Origin of the sequence: Parabacteroides sp. AM17-47 (assembly GCF_003434625.1) — a bacterium.
Taxonomy (GTDB): Bacteria; Bacteroidota; Bacteroidia; order Bacteroidales; family Tannerellaceae; genus Parabacteroides; species Parabacteroides distasonis.
In genome coordinates this window covers 84,135-110,504 of record NZ_QTLI01000011.1, presented here as the reverse complement: position 1 = coordinate 110,504, position 26,370 = coordinate 84,135, and the positions used below count along the sequence as shown (strand labels likewise).

The window sequence follows — 26,370 nt, the reverse complement described above, 5'->3', positions numbered from 1 at the left end:
AATTAGAGGAATCCATTATTCGGCACGATAGGCGTAACTTTCAACTTTAAGGGGTAAAACTAGCATATTGAATATAGGCATTTGAGGGTGTGGTTAAAGCTATCTTTGGAGATAGGGATACCTATGCAGAGTGCAAATCCATTCATCATAGGACAAAAAAAACGGAGTCCGGAAATTCCGAACCCCGTTCTCGCTATTAATCGTTATGAAAGAGTTTAATCAATTCACGTCTGTCTCAGTTTGCGTGATGACCGTCCAAGGCTCGACCTTAATACTGAAACTGATACAAGCGTTCAACTCGCTTGTGTCGGGATCCTTAGAGCCTTCACCGGTTATCGTAGCGTATATCTTATAGATGGTATTACGTTGTACACCAATAATGCCACTAGTCGCATCTTGCTTAATTGGTATACGGTAGTAGCGATCTTTTTTAACCACATCATTACTTTGTCCATTCGTTTTTCCATTCGTTTTTCCATTTGGATACCAATTGCCCCGAAGAATTAACATGGTCTGTATATTTCCAGATGGAGAAGCACCTTTATTCAGATCATCTGCAAGCATCGGTTTATCCCCCTTCATTTCAAACACATAAAATTGAGGCATCTCTTTACGTCCATATCCATCACCACTAATCGTTTGGTCATCAAAAGAGAACCAACTGCTACCATTATAATTTATGGAACCATCGCCGTTCAAATTAGAAGAATGACTATGACCCGTCATTTTGATGTCTACCCCTGCATCCATTGTCCAAGCTAAAGAAGCTATATTTTTAGTACCATTCACTAAGAAATAGTCATCTCGCTCATAGCTACAACCATGAGAATAAGCAGTAGCATTATCCAAACTATACGGTTTTGTTGCGTCAGCATAGATAAGGGAAGTATTGCTAGCGTTAGCGATATATACATGTGTCAACTCAAATGACGCGTCTGCATAATTGTTCTTGAAGTCGCAATCAATAGCTTGAAGTTGGACACGGGCTACATGGCGGGTTAATGGGATTTTATCATCATCTGGAATATTTGCCGGATCATAAGAGGAATTTTTTTCAGTCCATCCTTCCGCTTCACTTTTTTTCTCAATCTCCTTATGTGCTGCACCTACTACCGCATTGTTTGTATATGTAATAGAAGGGGTTGTAGATCCTTTCACCCAATTATCATATGTTGTTCCTGCCAGAAGCTTAGAACTACCTCCACCGATCGTAACTATCTGGCTAAACATCGGTACATACGTTTGCGTACCACTGGGCACTGGATGCACTTGCATAAAATCAACAAGACTTTCAAGTTTGGCTGCTTTCACATCCCCCAAATTAGAAGGAGGCGTAGCAAGTTTCGTATTCGCTAAAAAGACCACCGCCAATTGCGTATCAGAAAGTTCGCCGGCCGCCGTAGCTTTTACCTTGACAACGATACCCTCAATAGTCTTTACGGAATGACCATCAGCAGCAGAGGATACCGTCTTCATTGCGGCGAATTTATATGCCTCCTCGTTCACCCCATTGTCTACATAAAACAAATAGGCGGTTAGTTCATTAATAAATTGCTCGTTATTACTGCCAGATTCTAGCACAGCATCACCGCCCTCTTCCGTTGCACCTTTTGTCTGTATCCCATCCAAAGCCGTAGCGGTAAGAGAGACGTTCGCATCTATCATCTGATAGTTCTCTTCCGGTATCTCGATGCCATTCGAGCTATCGTCCGAGCAGGAGGCAAAAGTGCATGCGGCGAAGGAGGCTAATAATAAATGTCTTAGTTTCATATCCTTTTGTTTTTTCTTGTTTATACTAAATTTCATTCCCTATGATTCCATTACTTAGTCTATTACCGGATGCTGCATTACCGGGCCCCAGCCTACTACCTGCACGGCTATATTCAAGTTGGTATCTACCTCGGGTTCCGGATCCGGACCTGGGCCCGGGTCTGGCGTTACGGGAATATTGTCGAAACTTTCGCCGTCAAAATAAATACGGAGACGGTAAACGTAGTTGCGACGGATGAAATTATGATCATAGCCGTTCTGCAAGCCACCCGCATTGATCACCGCCGTGAAGATTTTCGTATGGTCCTGATAACTGGAATTTCCCCGTAAGGTAGCTTTTACGGCGATCATCGTGTGATCGTCGCTTTTCATATTTTCCATTACATAATGAACGAATGGCGTATTGGATATCGAAGTGCCATCATTTACCAACAGATCCTCGAACGAGGTATCTTCCGAATTTCGCACGGCATCGGGAGCCTCTGTCTCTCCCCAATCCGCCTCACTGAAATAGTAAGACTTTGTCTTCATATTGTAGATGCCTACCGCATCGATTCGCACCTCACGTCCGGCGAACGGCGTTCCGGCAAAACGAGTGGATATATTCACCAAATCAATACGTGCGGCTACACGGGTCAAAAGGATCGGGTCGGAGATGCCATCCACATTCTGATCGCCAAGATCCGTATATCCTAAATAGTTATCTTCCTCAGATAAAGTGGATTTTGTAACGATCACTTGACTACTCATCGTTAGGTTCGTTTGCGATTGCGAGGAGAGGTCTACCAAGCGAGTCTGGAACTCATCATATGTAGAAACGGTAGATAATAAATCTCTCGGTACGTTCGCCAAGACAATGATCCGTGCCCGGACAGCCTTCGTTGTCGGCACATCGGCTATTATGGCGGAATGTTCCGCCCCGGAAAGAGCCTCCCATTTATAACCGAGCAGTTCCGTGCCGGTCTCATTAAATACTACCACTGCCAAATTATTGATATAAGCCTCACCCTCCAACTCATTCACGTCATTGGGATTATAGGCTTTCGTAGCCGTACCGGACGCCTTGACAGCGACGGACAGCTTAGCGCCTTCTAAGGGAAGAACCGGATCCTCATCTTTAGAACAACTCACACAAGCGAGAATCGCCAAACCGGATAAAAATATGTTCGCTAATAATTTCATGTTCGTATCGTATTTCTTAATTATATATGATGAGGTACCCTTTAATGCATCGGAATATCTTCTTCCACTACTCCCCAAGGACGAACGGTTGCCCGGACGGATAAGGTTCCGCCCTCACCCCATTCAAGGATCAGATGGGTATTCTCTCCCGCGCTCGTATAAATAGGATCACCGTTCTCGTCTACCTTGGCCGAGCCTAACGAGACTCCATTGGCGCTTATCGACACAGCCATATCCTGTCCCGGACAAGCGGTTTGCATAGTAGGGGTTATCCATTCAACCCCGGACTCGTTCCACGCACCTTCCGGATTATAATATACGCTATCGCCAATCTGCGTACCACGGTAATCAAAACCACTTAATGTATTATTCAAGTAGAAGTCGCAATCCACGGAACTTCTCAACCCCATCCTGCCGAGTTGCTCTTGCAACCCTCGGGTCTCGATCGTGACCGTACCCACTTTCGGACGAATCACGATCTCAGTCTCCTTCGCTACGCCTCCGGCTTTTGTAAACACTTGTTCGCTACCATAATAAAGGCTGTCCGGGGTAACCGCCAAACCATCTTGGCTTTTCAACATCACTTTCAAGTCTTCTATGGTCTGTGCCTCCGATACGGATTGCTTTTCACCCAAGGCATTCACGTTGCCCCATGCCACGATACGTAGACTACGATCGGCGGTATAGCCATCCAAAACGATCTCATTGCGGGAACGGATAAAGTTCTTATCCAAGCTACGTTTCTCCAAGTAATTCAGATTCTCGTCGAAAATATATAAGTCGGTAGATTCCATCCATCCGTATTCCGTTATATCGTCTCCCTTGATATTCTCGACCTTCAGTTTGAGCGTATAGCATTGATCCAAATCCTCCCTGATACAGCTAGTCGCAATAATAGCGAATAAAGCCACAGCCGAGAGAAGCAATTCCTTTGTAAACAGTATGTGTTTCATAATCCTAATTTTTTCTTATCAATTATTTTACCCTATATTGCTTTATTCTACTTCCTCATGGATAGTCTTCACGTTCCATGGCTCCACTTTCACGGATGCGCTCACATTGGCGGAGATCATCGGATCGTATGGGATCTCGGAACCGGGGCCGATGATGGTTAAGGAGATCGCGTATTTGTAGTTACGCCTAACATAGAAACTTTCTTCTTTTTTCCCGTCAATCGTAACTTCCGCTCCTACAGGTATCGCATAATAACAATTTTCTTTTTTCACATAATTAGTTTCAGTATCAGCCAAACCATTCGGCAGATAGGTATAATCTCCTTTTACGATCAATAAGGTGTGGTTGGCGTAATCCCGGTTCGCGGAAGCTTTGTCCGCTTCAGCGATCTCTCCCAATTTATTTTCATAGACATAGAATTCATGATTCAAGGCTGTATTGTCTTTTGTATGAGCCTTTGCTAATTCATCTCTTTTTGTCTGAGTTCCTTTTTTATAAGAACCCTCGTCGATATTCGGAGATCCTGAGAATTCTTTACCTACCATATAATTTGAATATCCAAAACCTGTGTTTGTAAAGTCAAATGTTTTCTCTATTCCCCCCCAATTGGATGCGGAAGCTACGCAGGAAACACCCTTCGCACTGGCGATAAAGACTTCTTTTAAAACAAAGTCTTTACTTATATAATTCGCATTATTAAGATTGTCGATCTCTGCAGAAGCCAAAGCGATCGAAGCGACATCGCGGACTAATCGAACCGGGCCTGCTCCATAAATTTCTTTACCGGCTTGACCCCCTACGGTTATATCATCGCCTTGCTTCGTACTATAACCAATACAATTAGTCGTATTCGCAACCAAAGTTACTGTAAGCACCTCGCTGCTCATAGTCAAACCTTTTTTCAGAGTTTCCTCCTCCAGCTTAATCACCGTAGCAAGAAACGCGTCTTTCGTACCGGCATTGGCCAACGCTGCCTGAACATTTGCCGAAGCATTGGCCACGACAACAACTTCCGCCGCACCCGCATATACCTCTTTCGGACCGATTTCTTGCGTGGTCACATCTGTACTTGTAGAGGTCGTTATGTCCTCACCGCTCACCGTATATACCATACTCCAACCCGTACCGAACACCCCGACCGTAAGCGTATTCACGTCTGCGTCCGTAGGAGTAGCCTCCTCTCCCGCCTTCGTCATCGCACCCTTCTCGCTCTTGATCGCCAAGGCCAGTTGCGCTTTCTCCAGTACCGGCGCTTCCGGAATCTCTATCGTGTTATCGTCCGAACAAGCGACCAGACCACATAACACCAACGATAAAAGAATATATCTCTTGAATCTCATAGTATAATATTTTTTTATTTCCACATTTAATATGTGGCAAAAATAGGAAGGATATATCGTGGCGCTGATAGGCAGAACTCTCTATAATAAGAGACAAATGTATCAATTTCATAAAAGTGATAGGTTTCCCTACCTTTTGCAACTTTCACCTATAGAAAAAGGCTCAATCCGTGTATTTTATGCTACCGGGGTGGTACTCGGATCATCCTAGTAACAAATATACATAATCACTTAAATTCAGCAAAATCATGGCAAGAAAAAAGCAAGACCCATTTCCATGCAGGGATCACCTTGATCTCCTTGCCTTCTCTATTGAATGTATTTTCCTCGTCTTTCGTGACAATGATAAGATTCTCGCATCCGGTCACCGAGGCGGCTTCCAGCAAGCCTTTGATTTCCCTTTCTCTCGTACTCGCATCCACCATATCCCAAGTAACCTGTATGAGTTGTATCACGTTATCCTCCCGTTGAAGCACAAAATCGCACTCACAATTTCCTTGATAGTAGGTAATCTTGTCCGAAGGGAGCCGCATCCGGTTCAGTTGCATAAACACGGTGTTTTCCAGATTTTTCCCATTGTCGTTGCTCTGCGGCATAAGCACGGCACCACGCATACCGTTATCTATACAGTAGTATTTATCAAGCGATTTCTGTTCCTTTACCAGCGAACGGTCGTATTTGGAGATTCGTGCGAACATGAAGATGTTACAGATATAATCAGCCCAAAGATACAGGTCATCCTTACTGACTTTAAGCCCTTGGGACTTGATGTCCTTGTAGATGGCATTGATGGAGGTAGGCTTGGTGAGATTGGCCATGACACGCTTGACGAAATACCGTACCACACCCGTATTGGATATCTTGTAATGTTCGGCCAAGTCCTTCAATATCATCGTGTCGAAATAGCCGTGAAGCAGTTTCAACTGCTCCGACCGGGATGACGTCAATACGATTTCGGGAAAAGCGCTTGCCTGATTGTATGCCTCGAAAGCCATCTTCAATCTTGCCCTGTCCTGTTCCAAATAGCTATTAGTGGCGATTCCCTTGAAACGGCAATATTCATTGAACGAAAGCGGATAGGTCTCGTATTCCAAGGGATATCCGCGCAGAGCCGAACTTAACTCTGTGGACAGCATGGTAGCATTGCTTCCGCACACATAAATGTTCTTACAATAAGATTTATAGACACGCAAGACGAAGTATTCCCAATCCTTAATCAATTGAATCTCGTCGAAAAACATATACACATCTTTTATGGGTATATCCGGAAACATCTCCATGTATGAAACTATCACATCATCCAAATCATCGGATGACATATTTTTCAAACGCTCATCATCAAACCCTAGCCATAATATATTTCTAGGGGAAACCCCTTCACGGACAAGCCCATTGATAGCGATCTCCATTAATGTGGACTTACCGCAACGACGCACACCCGGAACCGTAATGATCTTGTTTCGGTTGATCGGTAACTTTATGTCTCGCTCAATCACATCAAACGGAATTTCGCTTTGCTTGATGGCAATAAGAGATTTGATGACATCTTTCCTCATGATTTTCTTTTTTTATAGGACAAAGATAGGATTTATTTCCTAAATTACAGGAAACAAACATATTGATATTTCCTTGAAATTAGGAAATACTATACTGAAAAACTTACATAATCACTTAAATTCAGCAAAATCATGGCAAGAAAAAAGAATGAGGTGAAAGCGAAAGAGCCCGTAAAGCTCCGGTTCAAGAAACTGTCGAACGCGAACCAGTCCATATATCTGGACATCTATTACAAAGGAAAGAGGTATTATGAGTTCCTCAAGCTCTACCTCACCCCGGAACGTTTCCCTGAAGACCGTGATAAGAACCGGATCACTTTGCGCTTGGCCAATAGTATCAAGGCACAACGGATCATTGATCTTCAGAACGAGATTTATGGTGTCCGTATGATAAACGGGCTCGGGAAAAAAACACTTTTAGAATTCCTCTCGGAATTGTACACCGATAAATCTGCGCATGGCGACAAAGCCTATTCCCTACGATTAAGAAGTCTGGCCAATCATCTTAGAGACTATATGCCGCAATGCTTGCTTAAAGACATAGATACCGGTTTCGTGAAAGGTTTCATCGCTCACTTGCGTAAACAACCCTACCTCAAAAGCGACTTCACGATTCACGGTTATTACCGGCTCCTGAATGTCACACTCAATAAGGCGGTCAAAAAAGGGCTGATCCTCTCGAATCCTTGTGGTTCGCTGGATACAGACGAAAAACCTCACAAACCTACCAGCCTGCGTACTTATTTGACCCTAGAGGAACTAAAGAGGTTAATCCGGACAGATTGCGCATGCCCAGAGGTAAAAAAGGCTTTTCTGTTCTGCTGTTTCTGCGGACTCCGGATCAGCGACTTGACCGCTCTTAGATGGGAAGATATGCAAAAAGAAGGAAATGATAAATTCCGTTTACAGATCATACAAAGAAAGACGAAAGAGGCTATTTATCTCCCATTGTCCGAGGAAGCGATAAAATACCTTCCCGCAAGGGAGAATGACAATGACAGGGTCGGCTTGATATTCCATCTACCTAGCCTCACGATTATATGTCAGGTATTAAAAGGCTGGGCCTTAGCCGCCAGCATCAAGAACAAGAAAGTGACCTTTCACGTAAGGAAACACAATGCTTTTGCTATCTAACTGAAAATTAAATAGTTCTCTTGTTATTTTTATTTAATAGGTAACTATTTAGAAACGAGCGAAATTCAGCGGCTTGTTTCATCTTGCATACATTCAAAGGACGTTTTTGTTATGCAAAAATAAGGTTTTCAAGTGAGAAAAACAAAATATCCTTAGGCTTTATCTCCTAAAAACTACCAGTAATGGGGGGCTGGAAAACAATCCTCCTTTTGAAGATATTTCTCTTCTTTTATGTACATATCCGCGTATGCTTTGCGGAACAAATGTCTTTTTCTATTATTAATATTCATCATTTCCTTTTTTGCCAAACGCATCTTACTATCAGGTCTGTCCTTTTTTCTATAGTTGTGTCCCTGGCATAAGACTGTCCTGCCGGGTTACGGGTATGGAAGTGTTCCTCTTCCCCTTTGTCTGGCGGTTGCATCTCAAAGGTTCATCCCGGGCAAGGCAGCCGGTAACACAAGCAGGGCGGTCCGTCGGAGTCCACGTAATAATTTCACATTTTCTGTGTTTCTTTCTGTAAGGCTTCCTTCAGCGTCTGCTTGTCCAGTGTTTTCTGTTTCGACATGAGCAGCTGCAGGGCGCAACGGCGCACCACGTTGGTTATGGAAGGAAAGGTAAAAATAATAAAAGAATTGATTCGCTTCAATAAAAATCCAGTTTTTTTCATATCGGACATTATACCTTTGTTGTTTCGGGTATATTAAAAGGCGTGCCATAAGAAACTTTACAAAAGTATTAGGACACAAAATCAATCTTTTCTATGCAGATATATGCTGAACTGATTAACCCAAAGGTCGGAGAAGATACGGACAAAATTTTCGATAAGATTAGTTTCATATATCGCTTAGCTAATTAGAAATGTATTCTACATAGAGATACACTTGGCACAAAAAACATCGTAAGATATATAACTTGATGCAATCCTTTCCGCACAGCCATGCAAGCGTCGGAACAAACAGGCGGGATATTTGACGTAACTTGTGCACCGCTTATCAACCTGTGGGGATTTGGCTTTACAAAGTTTGACAGCATCACTCCGCAACTCGTAGACAGTATCCGCCACTTTGTAGGCTTCCGAAAAGTGCGTTTACAGGGCAACCGTGTGATGAAAGACGATCCCCGCATCCTGCTCAATTTCTCGGTGCTCGGCGGCGGTACTATCTGTAACATAATCGCGTGTTTGTTCGACCGCAAAGGCATATCGAACTATATGATAGACATCGGCGGCGAAATGATAGCGAAAGGAAAGAACCCGCAAGGGTGGAATTGGTGCATTGGCATTGTCAGACCGAAGGATGACAGTACCGGAACAAACTCCGAGCTTGAACAAATTGTGCAACTGTCGGAACGGCTGGGACTCGCAACTTCCGGCAACTACCGTAATTTCTATCTGAAAGATGGAAGGAAATACGCTCATGCCATCAATCCGATAACAGGATATCCGGTTCAAAAGGATATATTGAGTGCTACAATTATTGCCCATCAGTGCATGCTTGCTGATGCCTATGCAACGGCCTTTATGACGTTGGGGAGCCGCAAAGCCCGTCAGTTGTAGAAAGAGCATCCGGAAATTGACAATTTCATTATCTATACGGACAGTTGCGGAAACTACCGGACAGAGTACTCGCCGCGAATGAAAAGGTATCTGGCAGATTAATGTTTTCTATATTCCTGCGGAGTAGAGCCGGTGAACCGTTTAAAGAATTGGGTGAAGAACGCCGTATTTTCAAATCCCAGCGAATGGGCTATCTCCTTTACGAACATATACGCAATTACTTCGGCGTGAAAGTGACAAAGGGAGTCGCTTTCCAGTTTATGGTGAACAACCTGTTGAGCAAGGAGTGCGGCTATCGTTCGATAACATTCATGGTGAAATTGGATATTACTTTTTAACAGTAGAAGGATAATAACCAGGAGCCGTAATGGAGAGATTACTTTCGTTACGACTCCTTTCGCATGCCGTCTGCATGATTTTAACGTCTCAACTCTCTTATTCACAGTCGTTAGACCATGTGTAGCCATGTGTATCGCATTCCACATCATTGTAGAAAAAATGCCCATCAGACATTTGCATTATGCAATATGAATAATTCATAAGGGTCTGTTTTACAGCAATATGATAAATATCCATTTATTTGGCACGGTGATTGTCTATTCTTTAGCGTAAGACGATAAGATGTTTAACAATTTAATAATTAGCATTATGAAAAAGGTATTGTTTGCAGTAGCACTGGTAATGGGATTAGGTAGTTCAGTAGCATTCGCTAACAACATGGCATCAGATGTTGAAATCGTTGCAATGGTGAACGAGTTTAAACCGATTGATATAAAGGAACTCCCGCAGGCAGTTCAGGACGCCATCAAGAAAGACTATGCTGAATCCACCATTAAGGAAGCAGCCGTAGAAGTGGCAGAAGATGGCGTAAAGACTTATAAAGTAACTTTGGTTGATGCCGTCGGAACCGAAAGCGTTGTGTTTTTCAACGAAAAAGGTGAAATGCTGAAATAATTCTGAATGGTTATTTAGGATAACAGTTACATTTGCACATAAAATAAACAAGGCTGTCTCAAATAAACTTTGGGATGGCCTTTTTTGTGTCTGCAAAAAATCGGGTAAGCCCTAACTTCGCTCAGCCAGAACTTGCCCATCTCCCTAATTTTTTGTATCTTAGGGCATCAAGTAAGATATCCCAAAGATAATGTTTAAAAGTTACACATCCAACGATAATCTGCTTTTACCTCCATGTTTAGGCGATTTTATTCCCCGGAACGATCCGGTCCGGGTTGTTCACCGCATCATTGAACAGATAAACCTTGAAGCACTTTACCGTAAGTATTCCCCTAAAGGCTGTTCTGCGTACCACCCACGCATGATGCTTCAGATTCTTGTCTATGCATTTGCGTAATATCTATTCCAGCCGTCGCATAGAAGAATTCTGTCGTAATGACATACGCTTCATGTGGCTTACCGGCAATGTAACTCCTGACCATAATACCATCAACCGTTTCCGCAGCAGCCGGCTAAAGGATGTGCTGAAGACGATATTTGCAACCATTGTAAAGTTTCTCGTGGCGGAAGGTTTTGTAAGTCTGGATGTGGCCTGTACTGACGGGACGAAGATGGAGGTGAACGCCAACCGTTATACGTTCGTCTGGGGGGCAAATCTATACATACCCGCATATCCAGAATCGCGGAACAGCTTGAGGAGATATGGCAATACGCCGAGTCCCTCACCAAGCAGGAACTGCGTGATTCCGCTCCGGTTGCCTATCAGGATATCACCCCGGAGAAAGTGGAAAAGGCACTCGGGCAGATAGATGATGCCCTGAATGGAGTGGATGCTGACAAGAAGATGAAAGCGAAGGTAAGACGTGTAAGGAAGTCATGGCCTGAACAGCTCAAGAAATATGAATCGCAGGGAAAGATACTTGACGGACGTAACAGCTACTCAAAGACAGACAATGATGCTACTTTCATGCGCATGAAAGATGACCATATGAAGAACAGACAACTCAAACCCGGATACAATCCCCAGTTCAGTACCAATAAACAGTTCATTCTGAACTATACCATCCATCAGTGTTGGGCGATACCTCCACCTATCCTCTGCATATGGATGATTTCCATTCCCTCTACGGCAGATACCCTGACGTGTCTGTCTGTGATGCCGGATACGGAAGTGAAGAGAACTATCTGTATGCTTTCAGACATGGCATTGAAACCTTTATAAAGTACAATTATTTTCATAACGAAGAAACCGACGGCATGTATTGTCCTACGGGACAGAGAATGGAAAGACTCTCCGATGCAAGGCGGGTAACAAACAACGGTTTTGTGCAGACCATATCAAGATACAAGGCACGTAACTATAAGGACTGCCCGTTAAGATGCCGGTGCTACAGAAGCCGCTCGGAAAGGATTGTACAGGTAAATCACCGTCTGAGGAAAATCAAGGAAAGAGAACGTGAAAAGCTACTCTCTGATGAAGGTCTGAAATATCGCAGTCAGCGACCACAGGATGTGGAAGCCGTATTTGGAAACCTCAAGAACAACAAGCACTTCAAGAGGTTCCATCTTCGTGGATTTAAGAAGGTTGAAATTGAGTTCGCCCTGCTAGCCATAGCATATAATCTTGCAAAAGTAGCCTCTTAGGAGGCTTATGGCAACGAAAAAGCAGTTTGAAAGGATGAAATCTTCAAAAGTAAGTTTGTAAACACCTCTTTTGAGACAGCCTCTCCTTTTTTAGTAAATTTGTATCTGTCTAATTTTTAAGCCCCTATATCCATACTCAATCTAACCAAACATCGCATGAAGTGGTACTGCTTCATCCAAATGCAACTGATAGGCACGTTCGTACATTATTTTGTGCTTGATTGTATCGTTATATCCATTGCAGCCATTATCTGTAGTCCATTTGTATCCATGACCCATTACAGACAGGCGTTGTTCAGTATGACTTATTTTTCCTCCCTGGTGTTTTTTATGGAGTATACATTGTGCATTTTGCGGCACCGGCCAAATATCCGGATAGAGGCATAAACCGTGCACGATGGAAATATATTTTTTCATTCTACGGTTTGTGGGCTCCGTGACCATTTTCCCTTATATGTTAACCTATATGTATTGGGATACGAATATTGTCCATGCCATTATCCTCCTTTACATTTTTATTATTGTCAAATAGATAAGATACTCACAGAAGAGTGGGTTATGGCCTATACTGCCTGCGGCATCATGGTCTGTTTTTCTGCTTGTACTATATAGAGCTTAATGTACAGCTTGAGGATTTCAAAAAAATTGTGACGGGCTTTGGCAGGCAGTAATTCTAAGACTTTTAATGAAGAAAAATTAAGCCACCCCTTAAAAAAGGAGATATTTCCTTTGAAAGAATTCATTTCTTTTATTACATTTGTATTAGTCTTTTAAAAATAGAAGATTTATAGTAAAGCGTTAAGGCATTATCCAAGTTCAGGAAATCCCCAATTTCGAAACAACAATTGGATAATACATTGGACGCTCCACGTACTATTTATATAGATTTTTGTTATATATAGGCGTGGGGCTTTGTGTATTATATGTTGTTGAGTATGGGGATACTTCTGAACGGTAATACCAAAGTTCCCACGCTTAACTTTATATAAACACAACTCCAGGGAACAGGGTTGGCTTATTATAAACATTATGAAAGCAACTTGTTTTAAAAGCGAGACAACTGTCTCCAACGACTTCCCCCCCTTCGTTTGTTACTGTCTTTTGTGGAATATTCTATCCTTTCATTTCCATCCTGTCTCTTTCGGGACATACCGTTCATTATCATAATCATACAAATTACATGCCAAGACACTTTTCTGCCTTCTCCTTCTATGGTACTAGATAATAGTAACTCCCCCTGTCACACAGAGGAAGAACTTTGGTTGCAGGTACTTTCTCTATCAAGAGAGTTGCAGGACTGTAAAGCTAGTCTGCACCATAATACTTTGGACTGTATTTCCGATAAGATTGAAGGAATAGAAAGAGAACTGGATATCTTATTGGATATTCTGCAAGGAAGACAAGACAAAAAGACACCATAGCACTATTTTTTGTGACAATTTGTCTATGCGGATAAGTATCCTATTATTTAAGCCTCGTTTAAGAATTCCGTTTTATGGGTTACCCACAATCGAATGGAATTTTTATATACAGGGAATAACACATAATATTAGTAATGGATTTTCAATATTCAGAGTGATAATGGATAAACGAATAGAAAACGCCATGAATGAGTTGATCAATACAGAAATATGGTCAACCGGTTTATACCTGTCATTGCAGGTCTATTTTGAAGATGAACGGCTTCCAATACTTAGCTCCTGGCTAAACTCCCAAGCACAGGACAATATGAACAAGGTTTATCAGATGATGAATCGGATATGCCATGATGGAGGATGTGTTGCAATCAATGAAATGAAACGGGATACACATGAATGGACAACGCCATTGAATGCCCTGAATGAATTGCTTGAACACGAGCAGTACATATCATGTCAGGTAAACACATTTCTCATATTATGCCGGAATGTGAACATGTCCTTCCATTCTTTCATCAGCGGGCTGTATGCAGACCGTATATATGTAAGTACGGTATTTATGGAATTATTACGTATCCTCGCCAAGGAAAACGAACGGAGACTACCTTATTTTTGACGGTATGGATTTAAGATTGATATTCTGCAAAATTTAATATTGCAGAATGCTATCTGGTATGTTTTTTGCAATATAATAATCGACAATAAAATATATGTCATCATGGATATATTTGTATATATAACATTGTGTTTCACTTCGCTATTCACCTTGATGGACCCGCTTGGAGTGATGCCGGTATTCCTGCAAATGACTGATGGAATGGATACGAAAGAACGCAGATGTATCGCCTTGAAAGCATGTACCATTGCATTTATCATATTAGTCCTTTTTACATTATCGGGCAGGTTCCTGTTTCATTTTTTCGGCATCTCAACAGACGGATTCCGGATTGTGGGAGGTATCATCATCTTTAAAATCGGATATGATATGTTGCAGGCACATTTCACCCATGTGAAACTGAATGAAACTGAACGAAAAGAATATTCCAAAGATATAACCATCACACCTCTTGCCATTCCGATGTTATGCGGTCCGGGAGCGATTTCCAGTGGAATAACATTGATGGAAGATGCTTCGGAATATACTTTCAAAATAGTATTGCTTGGCGTAATCGCTTTGGTCTGCATTCTTTCATTCTTTATTCTGTGCGCGTCCACCCAGCTTTTAAAAATCTTGGGAGAGACGGGAAACAATGTAATGATGAGACTGATGGGACTTATTCTGATGGTGATCGCCGTGGAATGTTTTATCAGCGGGATACGTCCGGTATTAATTGAAATTTTGAAACAAGCCCATGCTTGTTCTTAAAGAAGAGAGATAATTTGGATTTATTATTAACATTAAAAGTTTGATTCGTCATGACTGAAAAATTGCAAAATGCCCTGAATGAGCAAATCACAGCAGAATTATGGTCTGCCAACCTGTATTTATCGATGTCTTTTTATCTGGAAAGAGAGGGCTTTTCCGGAATGGCTCGCTGGATGCAGAAACAATCTGCAGAAGAGATCGGGCATGCATATGCCATTGCTGAGTACATGATTAAGCGTGAGGCAACCCCGAAAGTGGACAAGGTCGATGTGGTTCCACAAGGTTGGGGTAACCCTGTTGAAGTATTCGAACATGCTTTGGAGCATGAAAAACATGTTTCCAAACTGATTGATGAATTGGTACAGGTAGCATCCGAAGAGAAAGACAATGCCACTCAGAACTTCTTGTGGCAATTTGTTCGTGAGCAGGTAGAAGAAGAAGCGAATGTACTCAATATTGTTAGTCGGCTAAGGAAAGCCGGAGACAGTGCTATCCTTTTTATGGATGCAAAACTGGGTGAACGGGAGTCATAAACCAGAATAATCAATAAAAATAAATAAGATGAAAATAGTAGATTTATTGGGAGGACAGGCTGAGTACTACCTGAACCATACATGTAAGACGATAGACAAACAACTTATCCATATTCCGGGACCGGATATGATAGATAAGGTATGGATGAATTCCGACAGGAATATACGCACCTTGGAGAGCCTACAAGCCCTGTACGGGCACGGGCGTTTGGCCAATACCGGGTATGTCTCCATCCTGCCGGTGGATCAGGGGATAGAACATTCTGCAGGAGCGTCTTTCGCCCCCAATCCGCTTTATTTCGATCCCGAAAACATCATAAAGCTGGCCATTGAAGGAGGATGCAACGCCGTGGCATCCACATTCGGAGTTCTGGGAGCTGTGGCACGTAAGTACGCCCATAAGATTCCTTTCATCGTGAAGTTGAACCATAACGAGCTGTTGACTTATCCGAACAGCTACGACCAGGTAATGTTCGGTACGGTAAAAGAGGCATGGAACATGGGTGCTGTAGCTGTCGGCGCTACCATTTATTTCGGTTCGGAACAAAGCCGCCGCCAGATAGTAGAAGTGTCACAGGCTTTTGAATATGCCCACGAACTGGGAATGGCTACTATTTTATGGTGCTATTTGAGAAACAGCAGCTTCAAAAAGGATGAAACCGACTATCATGCCGCTGCCGATTTAACAGGACAAGCCAACCATATCGGGGTTACCATCAAAGCCGATATCGTGAAGCAGAAGCTCCCATCCAATAACGGCGGTTTCAAGGCTATCGGATTCGGAAAGACAAACGAGCGTATGTATTCGGAACTGACCACTGACCATCCGATAGACCTTTGTCGTTATCAGGTGGCGAATGGCTATATGGGACGTGTCGGATTGATCAACTCGGGCGGGGAATCCCATGGGGAATCCGACCTGCATGATGCCGTCGTAACGGCAGTAGTAAACAAGCGTGCAGGTGGTATGGGGCTGATCAGCGGTCGTAAGGCTTTCCAGAAACCGATGAAAGACGGAGTTCAACTTCTGAACACCATTCAGGACGTATATCTGGATTCTTCAATAACCATTGCATAAAGGAGAAGTATCCATGAAAAGAATAGTGTTATTACGTCATGGCGAAAGCCTATGGAACAAAGAAAACCGTTTTACCGGATGGACGGACGTGGATTTAAGCGAGAAAGGAGTCGAAGAAGCCTGCAAGGCAGGCGATGCATTACGGGAGGCCGGATTTTCTTTTGAGGCAGCTTACACTTCTTACTTGAAACGTGCCGTAAAAACGTTGAACTGTGTCCTGGACCGGCTGGATGAAGACTGGATTCCGGTTGAAAAGACCTGGCGGCTGAACGAGAAGCATTACGGCATGCTTCAAGGACTGAATAAGAGTGAGACGACGGTCCAATATGGTGAAGAACAAGTACACATCTGGCGAAGAAGCTATGACGTGGCTCCCGCTCCGGTAGGCAAAGATGATCCCCGTAATCCGGGCATGGATATCCGCTATGCCGGTGTGCCAGATAGGGAACTTCCCCGTACGGAATCCCTGAAAGATGCTATTGGGCGTGTCATGCCTTACTGGGAATGCATCATCTTTCCCGCATTGATGTATAAGGACAGCCTGCTGGTAGTCGCCCATGGCAACAGCCTGCGCGGAATCATCAAGCATCTCAAAGGGATTTCCGATACGGATATTTCCAACCTGAACCTGCCTACGGCGGTTCCTTATGTCTTTGAATTTGACGACAGACTGGTTCTTGTCAAGGACTACTACCTTGGAAACCCGGAAGAGATACGGAAACGGACAAAGGCTGTAGCCGAACAAGGTATGATCAGACGATAAAAGTCAGTCAATCAGACTGGATTGTATTGTCTTTTTGAATATTTTATTTATTAACAATTAAAAAAGGAGGTAAAAATGGTACCTGTAAAAACAAACTCAAACTGGTTGCCGAGTATTTTTAACGATTTCTTCGAGAATGAGTGGCTGGCAAAAACGGGAGTTACGGCTCCTGCCATCAATGTCATTGAGAATGACAAGGACTACAAGGTTGAAATGGCGGCTCCCGGAATGACAAAGGATGATTTCAAGGTGAATGTTGACGAGAACAACAACCTGACAATCTGCATGGAAAAGAAAGAAGAGAAGAAGGAGGAGAAGAAAGACAAGAAGTATCTCCGCCGCGAATTCTCATATTCCAAGTTCCAGCAGACCATCCTGCTGCCTGAAAATGTGGAGAAGGATAAGATCTCCGCAAAAGTCGAACACGGGATTCTGTCCATTGAAATCCCGAAAATGAAGGAGGAAGAAAAACAAAAAACTTTCAAGGCTATCGAGGTTAAATAATTCCAGATCTGGAATGTCGTAAGGTCGGACAGGCTTTTCTTGTTCGGAAAAGCCGTCCGACCTTTAACAGACACTTCCGGAACAGGGAACCGGCACAACCGATGAAGGAATTCAATTTTGAAAAAGAACTACTTGGCGTACAGGACGAACTGTTCCGTTTTGCGTACAAACTGACAGCTAACAGGGAGAAGGCGGAAGACCTGTTGCAGGATACCCTGCTCAAGGCAATGCTTCACAAAGAAAGTTACAACAAGAACACGAATTTCAAAGGGTGGCTGTTTATCATCATGCGCAACACGTTTATCAACGGTTACCGGGCGGAGGTCGGTCATACCCGCCTGTACATATCCTCCGATCCTGCATATTATTCGCGGATCATGGACGAGTCCCGTACAGAGGAGGTGGACAAGAACTATGACCTGGAAAAGATACGTAATGCCATCAAAAGTGTACCGGAGTCACATTTCATACCTTTTGAGATGTACCTGTCAGGATTCAAATACCGTGAGATAGCGGAAAGAACCGGCGTGAGTTTGGGAACTATAAAGAGCCGTATTTTTCACTGCCGGAAAAAACTGAAAGCTATATTGGCAGAATGAAACAAAACAAGAACTGAGATAGATGAAAAAAGATGAATATATAGGAATTCTGACTTCCGGAGGGGACGCTTCCGGAATGAACGCGGCTATCCGTGCCGTGACCCGCGCCGCTATTTTTAACGGATTTAAAGTGAAAGGAATTTATAGAGGTTACGAGGGGCTGATTGCCGGTGAAGTGAAAGAACTCACTACGGAAGACGTAAGCAGCATTATCCAGAGGGGAGGTACCATACTGAAAACAGCCCGCTCCGAGACTTTCATCACTCCCGAAGGACGCAAGAAAGCTTATGAGATCATACAGAAAGAGAACATCAATGCATTGATAATTATCGGTGGAGACGGTTCCCTGACGGGAGCCCGGATCTTTGCGGAGGAGTATGATGTGACGTGCATAGGATTGCCCGGCACCATTGACAATGATCTGTACGGCACCGATTTTACCATAGGATATGATACGGCCCTGAACACCATCGTGGAGTGTGTGGACAAAATCCGGGATACGGCCACCTCGCACGACCGCATTTTCTTTGTCGAGGTGATGGGGCGTGATGCGGGCTTCCTGGCACAAAACAGCGCAATAGCTTCCGGTGCTGAAGCGGCCATCATTCCGGAAGACCGGACGGACGTGGACCAGTTGGAAACATTCATCGGACGTGGATTCAGAAAGACGAAAAACAGCAGCATCGTAATTGTGACCGAAAGTCCTGAAAACAAGAATGGAGGTGCCATGTATTACGCCGACCGGGTAAAGAAGGAATATCCCGGATATGATGTCAGGGTTTCTATCCTGGGCCATCTGCAACGGGGTGGCGCTCCGAGTGCCAATGACCGCATACTGGCAAGCCGGCTGGGTGAAGCCGCAATCCAGGCCTTAATGGAAGGCCAGCGAAATGTTATGATAGGCATACGGAACAACGAGATTGTTTATGTTCCTTTTGTCCAGGCAATCAAAAAGGACAAGCCTATTGACAAAAGCCTGATCCGGGTCCTTAACGAATTATCGATCTAAAATAACCGTTAATATGTCAGAAGTTGCTCCTTTAATATCGGATCTTGCCATAATTCTGATTATTGCCGGTATTGTAACCGTCATTTTCAAGTGGCTGAAGCAACCGGTCATATTGGGCTACATTGTAGCCGGTATTATGGCGGGTCCTTCCGTTTCCCTGGTCCCGACTGTTTCCGATCCTGCCAATATCAAAATATGGGCGGACATCGGTGTCATTTTTCTGCTGTTCGCGATGGGACTGGACTTTTCGTTCAAGAAATTGATAAATGTGGGCATTACGGCTATCGTTGCCACTGTCACTATTGTATGTGGCATGATGTTCATAGGCTATACAGCGGGGAATGCAATGGGGTTCTCCCACATGAGCAGTATTTTTCTGGGTGGAATGTTGTCCATGTCGTCCACGGCCATCGTATTCAAGGCCTTCAATGACATGGGACTTCTCCAACAGAAATTCACCGGCATTGTCTTGGGGATTCTTGTCATCGAAGATCTGGTGGCGGTAGTGATGATGGTTATTCTTTCCACGTTGGCGGTAGGCAAACATTTTGAAGGGAAGGAGATGCTGGAAAGTATATTGAAGCTGGCCGCTTTCCTGATTTTCTGGTCGGCATTGGGTATCTATCTGATACCTACCCTGCTGAAGAAGATACGCCGTTTCACCAGCAACGAGATTTTATTGATAACCTCTCTGGGACTTTGCCTGGGAATGGTGATGATTGCGACAAAAGCGGGATTTTCTGCCGCATTGGGAGCCTTTGTCATGGGGTCCCTGCTGGCAGAGACCGTTGAAGCGGAAAAAATCGCACATATCGTACAGCCGGTAAAAGACCTGTTCGCTTCCATATTTTTCGTGTCGGTGGGAATGATGATCGATCCTGCCATGATGTGGGAATATGCCGTCCCTATTCTTATCCTGACATTGCTGGTACTGTCCGGTCAGGTCCTGTTCGGGAGCTTTGGTGTCCTGCTTTCCGGCCAGCCGTTGAAAATTGCCATACAGTCCGGCTTTTCACTGACACAGGTCGGTGAGTTCGCATTCATCATCGCATCTTTAGGCGTCAGTCTGAATGTCACGGACAAGTATCTCTATCCGGTCATAGTGGCCGTATCTGTCATAACGACTTTTCTTACCCCCTATATGATACGGCTTTCGGAACCGGCATACCGGTTTATAGACATCCACATGCCTGGATTCCTGAAAGATTATCTCGTACACTATACGTCCGGGGCAATGACTGTAAAACACCAGGGCACTTGGCATAAACTGATCCGGTCTATGCTGGTGTCTGTCACACTCTATCTGGTCGTATGCGTTTTTTTCATCACTTTATATTTTTCCTATGTGCATCCTTTGATTAGGAAAAGTCTGCCGGGAATGGAAGGGAACTTGTTGGGCTTCATCATCATCTTTCTTGTCATATCCCCGTTTCTATGGGCCATCATCATGAAAAAGAACAATTCAGCCGAGTTCCGTAAACTCTGGACGGACAACAAGTTCAACAGAGGGCCTTTGGTATCAATCGTACTTGTCAAAATACTGATTTGCACGATTATCATGATGAGTATCATTACCCATCTTTTCAATGTTGCCTTGGGAGCCGGGCTGGTAGTTTCTTCCCTTATCATTGCCGTCATTTATTTCTCCAAGCGGATCAAGAAACGGTCGCTGACTATAGAGAGACAATTTATGGCAAACTTTCAAGGGACGGATGGGAATGGACTTTCTACAGAAAGTGATACAGGCTCCACCCTTGGCAGCAATATCCCGTTCAAGGAATTACATTTGGCGGATTTCACAGTATCCCCTGATTCCATATATGTGGGCAGAACATTAAAAGAAAGCAGCCTGCGCACCTTGTTTCAGATAAATGTGATTTCAATCACCCGTGGAGAAAAACGCCTGGATATACCACAAGGGGAAGAGCATCTCTATCCATATGACAAGGTTACGGTCGTAGGTACGGACCGGCAGTTGGAAAGCTTCCGGACATCCATGGAGCAAAAGAAGGTAGAAAGGAACGGGAACGGAACATCCTCGCAGGATGAGATGGAAATAGGGCAATTTCCTGTCGAAGGAGGTTCACCATTGATCGGAAAGACGATCCGGGAGGCAGACATATCGGATAGCATCATTATCGGAATAGAGAGAAGTACCGTGAATATTATGAATCCAGACCCTGATACAATTTTCAAGGAGAATGATACGGTATGGATTGTCGGTAAACGAAAAATAATAAAAGGATTGAATAAAGATTAGAACTTATTTAATTTAATATAAAATGTCATGGAATATTCAAGTTATAATGTAAATACCCCTCAATGGAGGGAGATTACAGTAGGTTCACATCTTCCTGCAGAACTGCGGAAGCTTGCAGAAATCGCACATAATCTCTGGTGGACATGGAATGATGACGTAAAGAAACTGTATTGTGATTTGGACCCGGGACTTTGGAAAGAGGTGGAACAGAATCCGGTATTGTTTCTGGAGCGGATAAATTATGAAAAGCTGGTAGCGCTGGCACATGATGAGAACTTTGTCTATAAAATGGATGCCGTCTATTCCGCCTTCAAAAAATACATCGATGTGGAACCGGACCACCAGCGCCCGTCAATAGCTTATTTCAGCATGGAATACGGCTTGGATGAAGTTCTTAAGATATATTCCGGTGGTTTGGGAATGTTGGCGGGGGATTACCTGAAAGAGGCGTCGGACAGCAATGTGGACCTTTGTGCCATAGGACTTTTGTACCGTTACGGTTATTTTGACCAGTCGCTTTCCATGGACGGCCAGCAGACAGTCAATTATAAAGCGCAGAATTTCGGGCAGCTCCCGATTGAAAAGGTAATGCAACCGGATGGGAAACAACTGGTAATCCACGTCCCCTATGCCGACAGTTTTGTGGTACATGCCAATGTTTGGAAAGCCAGTGTGGGGCGTATCCCCCTTTATCTGCTGGATACGGACAATGAACTCAACAGCGAGTTTGACCGCCCTATCACTCACCATCTGTATGGAGGTGACTGGGAGAATCGGCTAAAACAGGAAATTCTGCTTGGCATAGGCGGGATGATGACGCTGAAAGCTTTGGGTATAACGAAGGATGTATATCACTGTAATGAGGGGCATGCCGCATTGATCAATATCCAGCGGCTTTGTGATTACATAAATGGCGGCTTGAATTTTGGGCAGGCCATGGAGCTGGTACGTGCTTCCTCACTTTATACCGTACATACTCCCGTACCCGCTGGTCATGATTATTTTGACGAAGGGCTTTTCAATAAATATATGAAGGGATATCCTGGCAAGTTGGGTATAACCTGGGATAACCTGATGGATCTCGGGCGTCACAATCCGGGAGACAAGGAGGAACGTTTCTGCATGTCTGTCTTCGCCTGCAAGACCTGCCAGGAGGTAAACGGCGTCAGCAAGTTACATAAATCGGTATCCCAGCAAATGTTTGCGCCGATCTGGAAGGGATACTTCCCGGAAGAGAACCATGTGGGTTATGTAACCAACGGGGTACATCTGCCTACCTGGTGTGCGGCAGAATGGAAAAAGCTTTTCAAGGACAATTTTGATGAGAACTTTTTCTGTGACCAGTCCAATCAGAAAATCTGGGAGGCTGTCTATGGCATCCCAGATGAAGAGATATGGAATACCCGGTTAAAACAGAAAGCAAAATTGCTGGACTATATCAAAAGCAAATGCAGCAAGGACTGGCTCAGGAGTCAGGTTGATCCGGCATTGAGCGTTTCCATTTTTGAGAGATTCAATCCCGATGCCCTTCTAATAGGTTTCGGACGCCGTTTTGCTACATATAAGAGGGCTCATCTTCTGTTCACGGATATAGACCGACTTGCTAGGATCGTGAATAATCCGAAATATCCGGTACAGTTCATCTTTGCAGGCAAAGCCCATCCCAATGACGGTGCCGGGCAGGGACTGATCAAGCAAATCGTGGAAATATCCCGGCGCCCGGAATTTTTAGGTAAAATCATATTCTTGGAGAATTACGACATGGACCTGGCGCGCCATCTTATCTCGGGTGTGGATATCTGGATGAATACCCCTACGCGGTTGGCAGAAGCTTCGGGTACGTCGGGCGAGAAGGCATTGATGAACGGTGTGCTTAATTTCTCCGTGCTGGACGGTTGGTGGTATGAAGGATACCGCAAGGATGCCGGATGGGCACTGACCGATAAAAGTACTTATCAGAATGAACAGTACCAAAACCAGCTGGATGCCGAAGCCATCTATTATTTGTTGGAGCATGACATCCTGCCACTATATTACGAGCATGGGGGGAAGAACTATTCGGAAAACTGGGTCAAGTATATCAAGAACTCAATCGCACAAATCGCTCCCCATTTTACCATGAAAAGACAGTTGGACGACTACTATGACAGGTTCTATAACAAGCTGTCAGAGCATTTCCATATTCTGGCAGCCGACAACTTTGCGAAGGCGAAAATGATGGCTGACTGGAAAGCAAACGTCCGGAGCAGATGGGATGCCATAGAAATCAAATCCATAGAGGCTGGGAATGGGCTGAATGCCACGGTTGAAGCCGGAAAGGAATATGAGGTGACGGTTGTCGTTGATGAGAAAGGCCTGGATGACGCAATCGGAATAGAATCGGTCATTATCAGGCATGAAGGCGGTCAGGATCACATATATGAGGTAATTCCCCTTTCGTCAGTTTCCAAGAATGGGAATTTATATACCTTTAAGGCGACATCCGGCATTTTCAACGCCGGAAGCTTCAAGCAGGCCTTCCGTATGTATCCCAAGAATGCTTTGTTACCTCACCGGCAAGATTTCTGTTATGTACGATGGTTTTAATGAACAGTAAAAGGATATGCAAAAACAACGTATGAGCGGGCAAAATCAAAAAACAGATAAACGGATAGCATGGCCGATCATCATCATGAACTTCACGGGAGTGTATGACTACGAGGCGTTTGCCCGGAACAATAAGTTTATATGGCTGGACTGTCGTCATCTTTATGGTACAGAGGGCTACTGTGACAGGGATGGTACTTTGGCTTTGAAGCGGATGATTGCTGATTATCCGGCGGAGGGAGTCCATTTCATCGATTCAGGCAATTATCATTATTTGACTAAATTCTGGACAGACAAACTCGAAACTCCGTTTTCGCTGATTGTGTTCGACCACCATCCCGATATGCAGCCACCGTTGTTTGACAACATACTTTCTTGCGGAAGTTGGGTAAAGGATATATTGGACCATAACAACAACTGCAAGAAAGTAATTATCGTAGGTGCTTCAGACAAACTGATACAGGCTGTGCCGAAAGGATATGAAAGACAAGTCCGGTTTTACAGTGAAACTACGCTCATGCACGAAGAGGGTTGGCAGGACTTTTCTTCCGGACATATCAACGGGCCGGTTTACATTTCCATAGACAAGGATGTCTTGAATCCGGCTTCGGCAGCAACAAACTGGGATCAAGGTTCTCTCAGCTTATGGGAATTGGAGAAACTGCTGGCTGTTATTCTTCAGAAAGAACAGGTAGTGGGCATTGACATCTGTGGGGAATGCTCCACAACACTCAATCTTTTTGAAGAAAAACGGGAAACCATCATGGATAGCCGGGCAAACAAAGAATTGCTCAGACTTATCCGGTCATCCTCCGGCCTTCAATAGAATTAGTTTTTTCTTGTTATTATAATTTATCATATAAAAATAATTTAGCTTTATGAAAACAATTGTTCGAAGAATTGGGCTTGTTGCACACGATGCAATGAAAAAAGACATGATAGAGTGGGTTCTCTGGAACTCGGAACGTCTGATAGGACATAAATTCTATTGTACGGGTACAACCGGTACACTAATTAAAAAAGCCCTTGAAGAAAAACATCCTGAAATCAAATGGGATATCACAATCCTGAAATCTGGTCCTTTAGGAGGTGACCAGCAAATTGGTTCGCGGATCGTAGAAGGAGAAATAGACTATCTGTTCTTTTTTACAGATCCGATGACACTACAGCCGCACGATACGGATGTGAAAGCATTGACCAGACTGGCTGGAGTTGAAAATATTGTTTTCTGCTGTAACCGTTCGACTGCGGACCACATTATTACGAGTCCTTTATTCACTGACCCAACTTACGAACGTATTCATCCGGATTATACCAATTACACGCAGCGTTTTGAAAACAAGGGAATCATATCTGAAGCAGTGGAGCAAGTGAAAAAGCGGAGGAATAAAAGTGAGAATAACATTTCCAAATGAACTGTAATAAGTAGTAGCATATTTATAAGGCTATCTAAGAAACAAGTTGTTTACATCTTTCAGAACTGGTATCTACTGAATGGTAATCTGCTTCCACCAACCAGAAGGGTTGGTGGAAAGAAACCACTTATAAAATATTTCGCTTCCTTTATGCATCCCAGTCGAAAAAGGACAAGGGCATTGCGGGTGTACATCACTCCTTTCACCTTCTTGTTTAGTCCTTCCAGCAAAGTCTTGCTACCAGTTTTTTCTGGAACTACCTTGTGAAAAATTATGCGAAAATCGCCTTTCTGTGCCCGGATTCATCCGCAGGATCCCATGCCAAAGGGACATGGAACATGCCGGTAGCTTATCCCCCACGACTCCGGAGCATCAGGGGGTAGGGACGGTTTGGCGGCAGGTTGCCGTTAAACCGTACGATTTTCGTTTAACGAAAACACAACTTGCTGTCCGCAGGGGCGGACCATGTTTCTCCAATAATTATTGTGTATCAGACCATTGTGTGGCTATTTTCCTGTGGTTTGTGGGGCTTTTCCATCAGATATTTGCCGGCTGTTCTCCCCATTAAAGGATAGATATATCTCCATGACCATGTGACTTACGCCCATAATTCGGGGATAAGGAGGCGAATATACGGAAAATCTGCCCTTTACATGCCCTATTGTCCATTAATGGATTGCTACTTCTACACTTCTGCAAATGGAGAATGGGCATGTAGCCGTGTACGACTTATGTTTTTTCTTCATT

The 26,370-nt window shown here is 43.8% G+C and carries 24 protein-coding genes and 2 pseudogenes; 18 read left to right on the top strand and 8 right to left on the bottom strand.

The window, feature by feature from the left end; all coding sequences use genetic code 11:
- Positions 1-219: 219 nt before the first annotated feature.
- The 5 genes from DW205_RS10705 to DW205_RS10685 all read right to left on the bottom strand — a co-directional run bounded on the left by DW205_RS10705 (position 220) and on the right by DW205_RS10685 (position 6,802).
- Positions 220-1,770: a fimbrial protein gene (locus DW205_RS10705; RefSeq protein ID WP_121963086.1), complete on the bottom strand. Its 1,551-nt coding sequence runs from the start codon at positions 1,768-1,770 to the stop codon at positions 220-222.
- 54 nt (positions 1,771-1,824) lie between these two features.
- On the bottom strand, positions 1,825-2,952 hold the full coding sequence (locus DW205_RS10700) for a fimbrial protein (protein WP_005867562.1): 1,128 nt from the start codon (positions 2,950-2,952) through the stop codon (positions 1,825-1,827).
- A 41-nt stretch (positions 2,953-2,993) separates the two neighbouring features.
- Positions 2,994-3,905, bottom strand: a complete 912-nt coding sequence (locus tag DW205_RS10695; protein WP_005867560.1) for a FimB/Mfa2 family fimbrial subunit — start codon at positions 3,903-3,905, stop codon at positions 2,994-2,996.
- Between the two features lie 42 nt (positions 3,906-3,947).
- On the bottom strand, positions 3,948-5,246 hold the full coding sequence (locus tag DW205_RS10690) for a fimbrial protein (protein WP_005867558.1): 1,299 nt from the start codon (positions 5,244-5,246) through the stop codon (positions 3,948-3,950).
- Between the two features lie 227 nt (positions 5,247-5,473).
- On the bottom strand, positions 5,474-6,802 hold the full coding sequence (locus tag DW205_RS10685; RefSeq protein WP_005867557.1) for an ATP-binding protein: 1,329 nt from the start codon (positions 6,800-6,802) through the stop codon (positions 5,474-5,476).
- Positions 6,803-6,934: 132 nt separating this feature from the next.
- On the opposite strand from DW205_RS10685, the gene DW205_RS10680 reads away from it, so the two are divergent.
- A complete protein-coding gene (locus DW205_RS10680) occupies positions 6,935-7,936 on the top strand; it encodes a site-specific integrase (protein ID WP_005867556.1) in 1,002 nt (333 codons plus the stop codon).
- A gap of 496 nt (positions 7,937-8,432) precedes the next feature.
- On the opposite strand, the gene DW205_RS22840 is transcribed toward DW205_RS10680, so the two are convergent.
- Positions 8,433-8,606 (bottom strand): hypothetical protein, encoded by a 174-nt coding sequence (locus DW205_RS22840; protein WP_005859435.1) that lies wholly within the window; start codon positions 8,604-8,606, stop codon positions 8,433-8,435.
- On the opposite strand from DW205_RS22840, the pseudogene DW205_RS22515 reads away from it, so the two are divergent.
- Together DW205_RS22515 and DW205_RS10665 are read left to right on the top strand one after the other, a co-directional pair.
- Positions 8,604-8,795, top strand: a pseudogene (locus DW205_RS22515) (site-specific integrase); the annotation flags it as partial. The gene DW205_RS22840 and the pseudogene DW205_RS22515 sit on opposite strands and share 3 nt — an antisense overlap.
- Before the next feature lie 81 nt (positions 8,796-8,876).
- A complete protein-coding gene (locus tag DW205_RS10665) occupies positions 8,877-9,494 on the top strand; it encodes an FAD:protein FMN transferase (RefSeq protein WP_005825771.1) in 618 nt (205 codons plus the stop codon).
- Positions 9,495-9,592: 98 nt separating this feature from the next.
- Here DW205_RS10665 and DW205_RS22510 read toward each other — a convergent pair whose 3' ends face one another.
- Positions 9,593-9,703, bottom strand: coding sequence for a helix-turn-helix domain-containing protein (locus DW205_RS22510; RefSeq protein ID WP_229031962.1), 111 nt, complete (start codon positions 9,701-9,703; stop codon positions 9,593-9,595).
- 439 nt (positions 9,704-10,142) lie between these two features.
- On the opposite strand from DW205_RS22510, the gene DW205_RS10655 reads away from it, so the two are divergent.
- Positions 10,143-10,448 (top strand): hypothetical protein, encoded by a 306-nt coding sequence (locus tag DW205_RS10655; RefSeq protein WP_005859437.1) that lies wholly within the window; start codon positions 10,143-10,145, stop codon positions 10,446-10,448.
- Between the two features lie 190 nt (positions 10,449-10,638).
- Positions 10,639-12,092: pseudogene (locus DW205_RS10650) on the top strand (IS1182 family transposase).
- 141 nt (positions 12,093-12,233) lie between these two features.
- Here DW205_RS10650 and DW205_RS10645 read toward each other — a convergent pair.
- Positions 12,234-12,509, bottom strand: coding sequence for a hypothetical protein (locus DW205_RS10645; RefSeq protein ID WP_151881457.1), 276 nt, complete (start codon positions 12,507-12,509; stop codon positions 12,234-12,236).
- Positions 12,510-13,303: 794 nt separating this feature from the next.
- Between DW205_RS10645 and DW205_RS22835 the strand changes: the two genes are divergently transcribed.
- The 13 genes from DW205_RS22835 to DW205_RS10570 all read left to right on the top strand — a co-directional run bounded on the left by DW205_RS22835 (position 13,304) and on the right by DW205_RS10570 (position 25,623).
- Positions 13,304-13,513, top strand: a complete 210-nt coding sequence (locus DW205_RS22835; RefSeq protein ID WP_005654431.1) for a hypothetical protein — start codon at positions 13,304-13,306, stop codon at positions 13,511-13,513.
- 160 nt (positions 13,514-13,673) lie between these two features.
- Positions 13,674-14,126, top strand: a complete 453-nt coding sequence (locus DW205_RS10625; protein WP_008777875.1) for a ferritin-like domain-containing protein — start codon at positions 13,674-13,676, stop codon at positions 14,124-14,126.
- A gap of 102 nt (positions 14,127-14,228) precedes the next feature.
- Positions 14,229-14,876, top strand: coding sequence for a MarC family protein (locus DW205_RS10620; protein ID WP_005851956.1), 648 nt, complete (start codon positions 14,229-14,231; stop codon positions 14,874-14,876).
- A gap of 50 nt (positions 14,877-14,926) precedes the next feature.
- On the top strand, positions 14,927-15,409 hold the full coding sequence (locus tag DW205_RS10615; protein WP_005859444.1) for a ferritin: 483 nt from the start codon (positions 14,927-14,929) through the stop codon (positions 15,407-15,409).
- Positions 15,410-15,437: 28 nt separating this feature from the next.
- The gene (locus DW205_RS10610; RefSeq protein ID WP_005825795.1) at positions 15,438-16,487 is read left to right on the top strand and encodes a class I fructose-bisphosphate aldolase; all 1,050 of its coding nucleotides are present in this window, start codon (positions 15,438-15,440) and stop codon (positions 16,485-16,487) included.
- A 13-nt stretch (positions 16,488-16,500) separates the two neighbouring features.
- Positions 16,501-17,250 (top strand): 2,3-diphosphoglycerate-dependent phosphoglycerate mutase, encoded by a 750-nt coding sequence (gene gpmA, locus DW205_RS10605; protein ID WP_005825796.1) that lies wholly within the window; start codon positions 16,501-16,503, stop codon positions 17,248-17,250.
- A 75-nt stretch (positions 17,251-17,325) separates the two neighbouring features.
- A complete protein-coding gene (locus DW205_RS10600; protein WP_005825798.1) occupies positions 17,326-17,754 on the top strand; it encodes an Hsp20/alpha crystallin family protein in 429 nt (142 codons plus the stop codon).
- 101 nt (positions 17,755-17,855) lie between these two features.
- Positions 17,856-18,353 carry an RNA polymerase sigma factor gene (locus tag DW205_RS10595; protein WP_005825799.1) on the top strand — a complete coding sequence of 166 codons (498 nt, stop codon included), beginning with the start codon at positions 17,856-17,858 and terminating at the stop codon, positions 18,351-18,353.
- Positions 18,354-18,375: 22 nt separating this feature from the next.
- Positions 18,376-19,362, top strand: a complete 987-nt coding sequence (gene pfkA, locus DW205_RS10590) for a 6-phosphofructokinase (protein WP_005825800.1) — start codon at positions 18,376-18,378, stop codon at positions 19,360-19,362.
- A 13-nt stretch (positions 19,363-19,375) separates the two neighbouring features.
- The gene (locus DW205_RS10585) at positions 19,376-21,622 is read left to right on the top strand and encodes a cation:proton antiporter (protein ID WP_005825801.1); all 2,247 of its coding nucleotides are present in this window, start codon (positions 19,376-19,378) and stop codon (positions 21,620-21,622) included.
- 27 nt (positions 21,623-21,649) lie between these two features.
- Positions 21,650-24,208: an alpha-glucan family phosphorylase gene (glgP, locus tag DW205_RS10580; RefSeq protein ID WP_005654457.1), complete on the top strand. Its 2,559-nt coding sequence runs from the start codon at positions 21,650-21,652 to the stop codon at positions 24,206-24,208.
- A gap of 16 nt (positions 24,209-24,224) precedes the next feature.
- Positions 24,225-25,034: an arginase family protein gene (locus DW205_RS10575; protein ID WP_005825802.1), complete on the top strand. Its 810-nt coding sequence runs from the start codon at positions 24,225-24,227 to the stop codon at positions 25,032-25,034.
- Between the two features lie 52 nt (positions 25,035-25,086).
- Positions 25,087-25,623: a methylglyoxal synthase gene (locus DW205_RS10570; RefSeq protein ID WP_005654459.1), complete on the top strand. Its 537-nt coding sequence runs from the start codon at positions 25,087-25,089 to the stop codon at positions 25,621-25,623.
- Positions 25,624-26,370: the final 747 nt, after the last annotated feature.

Coding starts and splice junctions, on each gene's coding strand:
- DW205_RS10705 (WP_121963086.1), bottom strand. CDS start 1,770: ATGAAACTAAGACATTTATTATTAGCCTCCTTCGCCGCATGCACTTTT.
- DW205_RS10700 (WP_005867562.1), bottom strand. CDS start 2,952: ATGAAATTATTAGCGAACATATTTTTATCCGGTTTGGCGATTCTCGCT.
- DW205_RS10695 (WP_005867560.1), bottom strand. CDS start 3,905: ATGAAACACATACTGTTTACAAAGGAATTGCTTCTCTCGGCTGTGGCT.
- DW205_RS10690 (WP_005867558.1), bottom strand. CDS start 5,246: ATGAGATTCAAGAGATATATTCTTTTATCGTTGGTGTTATGTGGTCTG.
- DW205_RS10685 (WP_005867557.1), bottom strand. CDS start 6,802: ATGAGGAAAGATGTCATCAAATCTCTTATTGCCATCAAGCAAAGCGAA.
- DW205_RS10680 (WP_005867556.1), top strand. CDS start 6,935: ATGGCAAGAAAAAAGAATGAGGTGAAAGCGAAAGAGCCCGTAAAGCTC.
- DW205_RS22840 (WP_005859435.1), bottom strand. CDS start 8,606: ATGAAAAAAACTGGATTTTTATTGAAGCGAATCAATTCTTTTATTATT.
- DW205_RS10665 (WP_005825771.1), top strand. CDS start 8,877: ATGCAAGCGTCGGAACAAACAGGCGGGATATTTGACGTAACTTGTGCA.
- DW205_RS22510 (WP_229031962.1), bottom strand. CDS start 9,703: ATGTTCGTAAAGGAGATAGCCCATTCGCTGGGATTTGAAAATACGGCG.
- DW205_RS10655 (WP_005859437.1), top strand. CDS start 10,143: ATGAAAAAGGTATTGTTTGCAGTAGCACTGGTAATGGGATTAGGTAGT.
- DW205_RS10645 (WP_151881457.1), bottom strand. CDS start 12,509: ATGAAAAAATATATTTCCATCGTGCACGGTTTATGCCTCTATCCGGAT.
- DW205_RS22835 (WP_005654431.1), top strand. CDS start 13,304: ATGGTACTAGATAATAGTAACTCCCCCTGTCACACAGAGGAAGAACTT.
- DW205_RS10625 (WP_008777875.1), top strand. CDS start 13,674: ATGGATAAACGAATAGAAAACGCCATGAATGAGTTGATCAATACAGAA.
- DW205_RS10620 (WP_005851956.1), top strand. CDS start 14,229: ATGGATATATTTGTATATATAACATTGTGTTTCACTTCGCTATTCACC.
- DW205_RS10615 (WP_005859444.1), top strand. CDS start 14,927: ATGACTGAAAAATTGCAAAATGCCCTGAATGAGCAAATCACAGCAGAA.
- DW205_RS10610 (WP_005825795.1), top strand. CDS start 15,438: ATGAAAATAGTAGATTTATTGGGAGGACAGGCTGAGTACTACCTGAAC.
- gpmA (WP_005825796.1), top strand. CDS start 16,501: ATGAAAAGAATAGTGTTATTACGTCATGGCGAAAGCCTATGGAACAAA.
- DW205_RS10600 (WP_005825798.1), top strand. CDS start 17,326: ATGGTACCTGTAAAAACAAACTCAAACTGGTTGCCGAGTATTTTTAAC.
- DW205_RS10595 (WP_005825799.1), top strand. CDS start 17,856: ATGAAGGAATTCAATTTTGAAAAAGAACTACTTGGCGTACAGGACGAA.
- pfkA (WP_005825800.1), top strand. CDS start 18,376: ATGAAAAAAGATGAATATATAGGAATTCTGACTTCCGGAGGGGACGCT.
- DW205_RS10585 (WP_005825801.1), top strand. CDS start 19,376: ATGTCAGAAGTTGCTCCTTTAATATCGGATCTTGCCATAATTCTGATT.
- glgP (WP_005654457.1), top strand. CDS start 21,650: ATGGAATATTCAAGTTATAATGTAAATACCCCTCAATGGAGGGAGATT.
- DW205_RS10575 (WP_005825802.1), top strand. CDS start 24,225: ATGCAAAAACAACGTATGAGCGGGCAAAATCAAAAAACAGATAAACGG.
- DW205_RS10570 (WP_005654459.1), top strand. CDS start 25,087: ATGAAAACAATTGTTCGAAGAATTGGGCTTGTTGCACACGATGCAATG.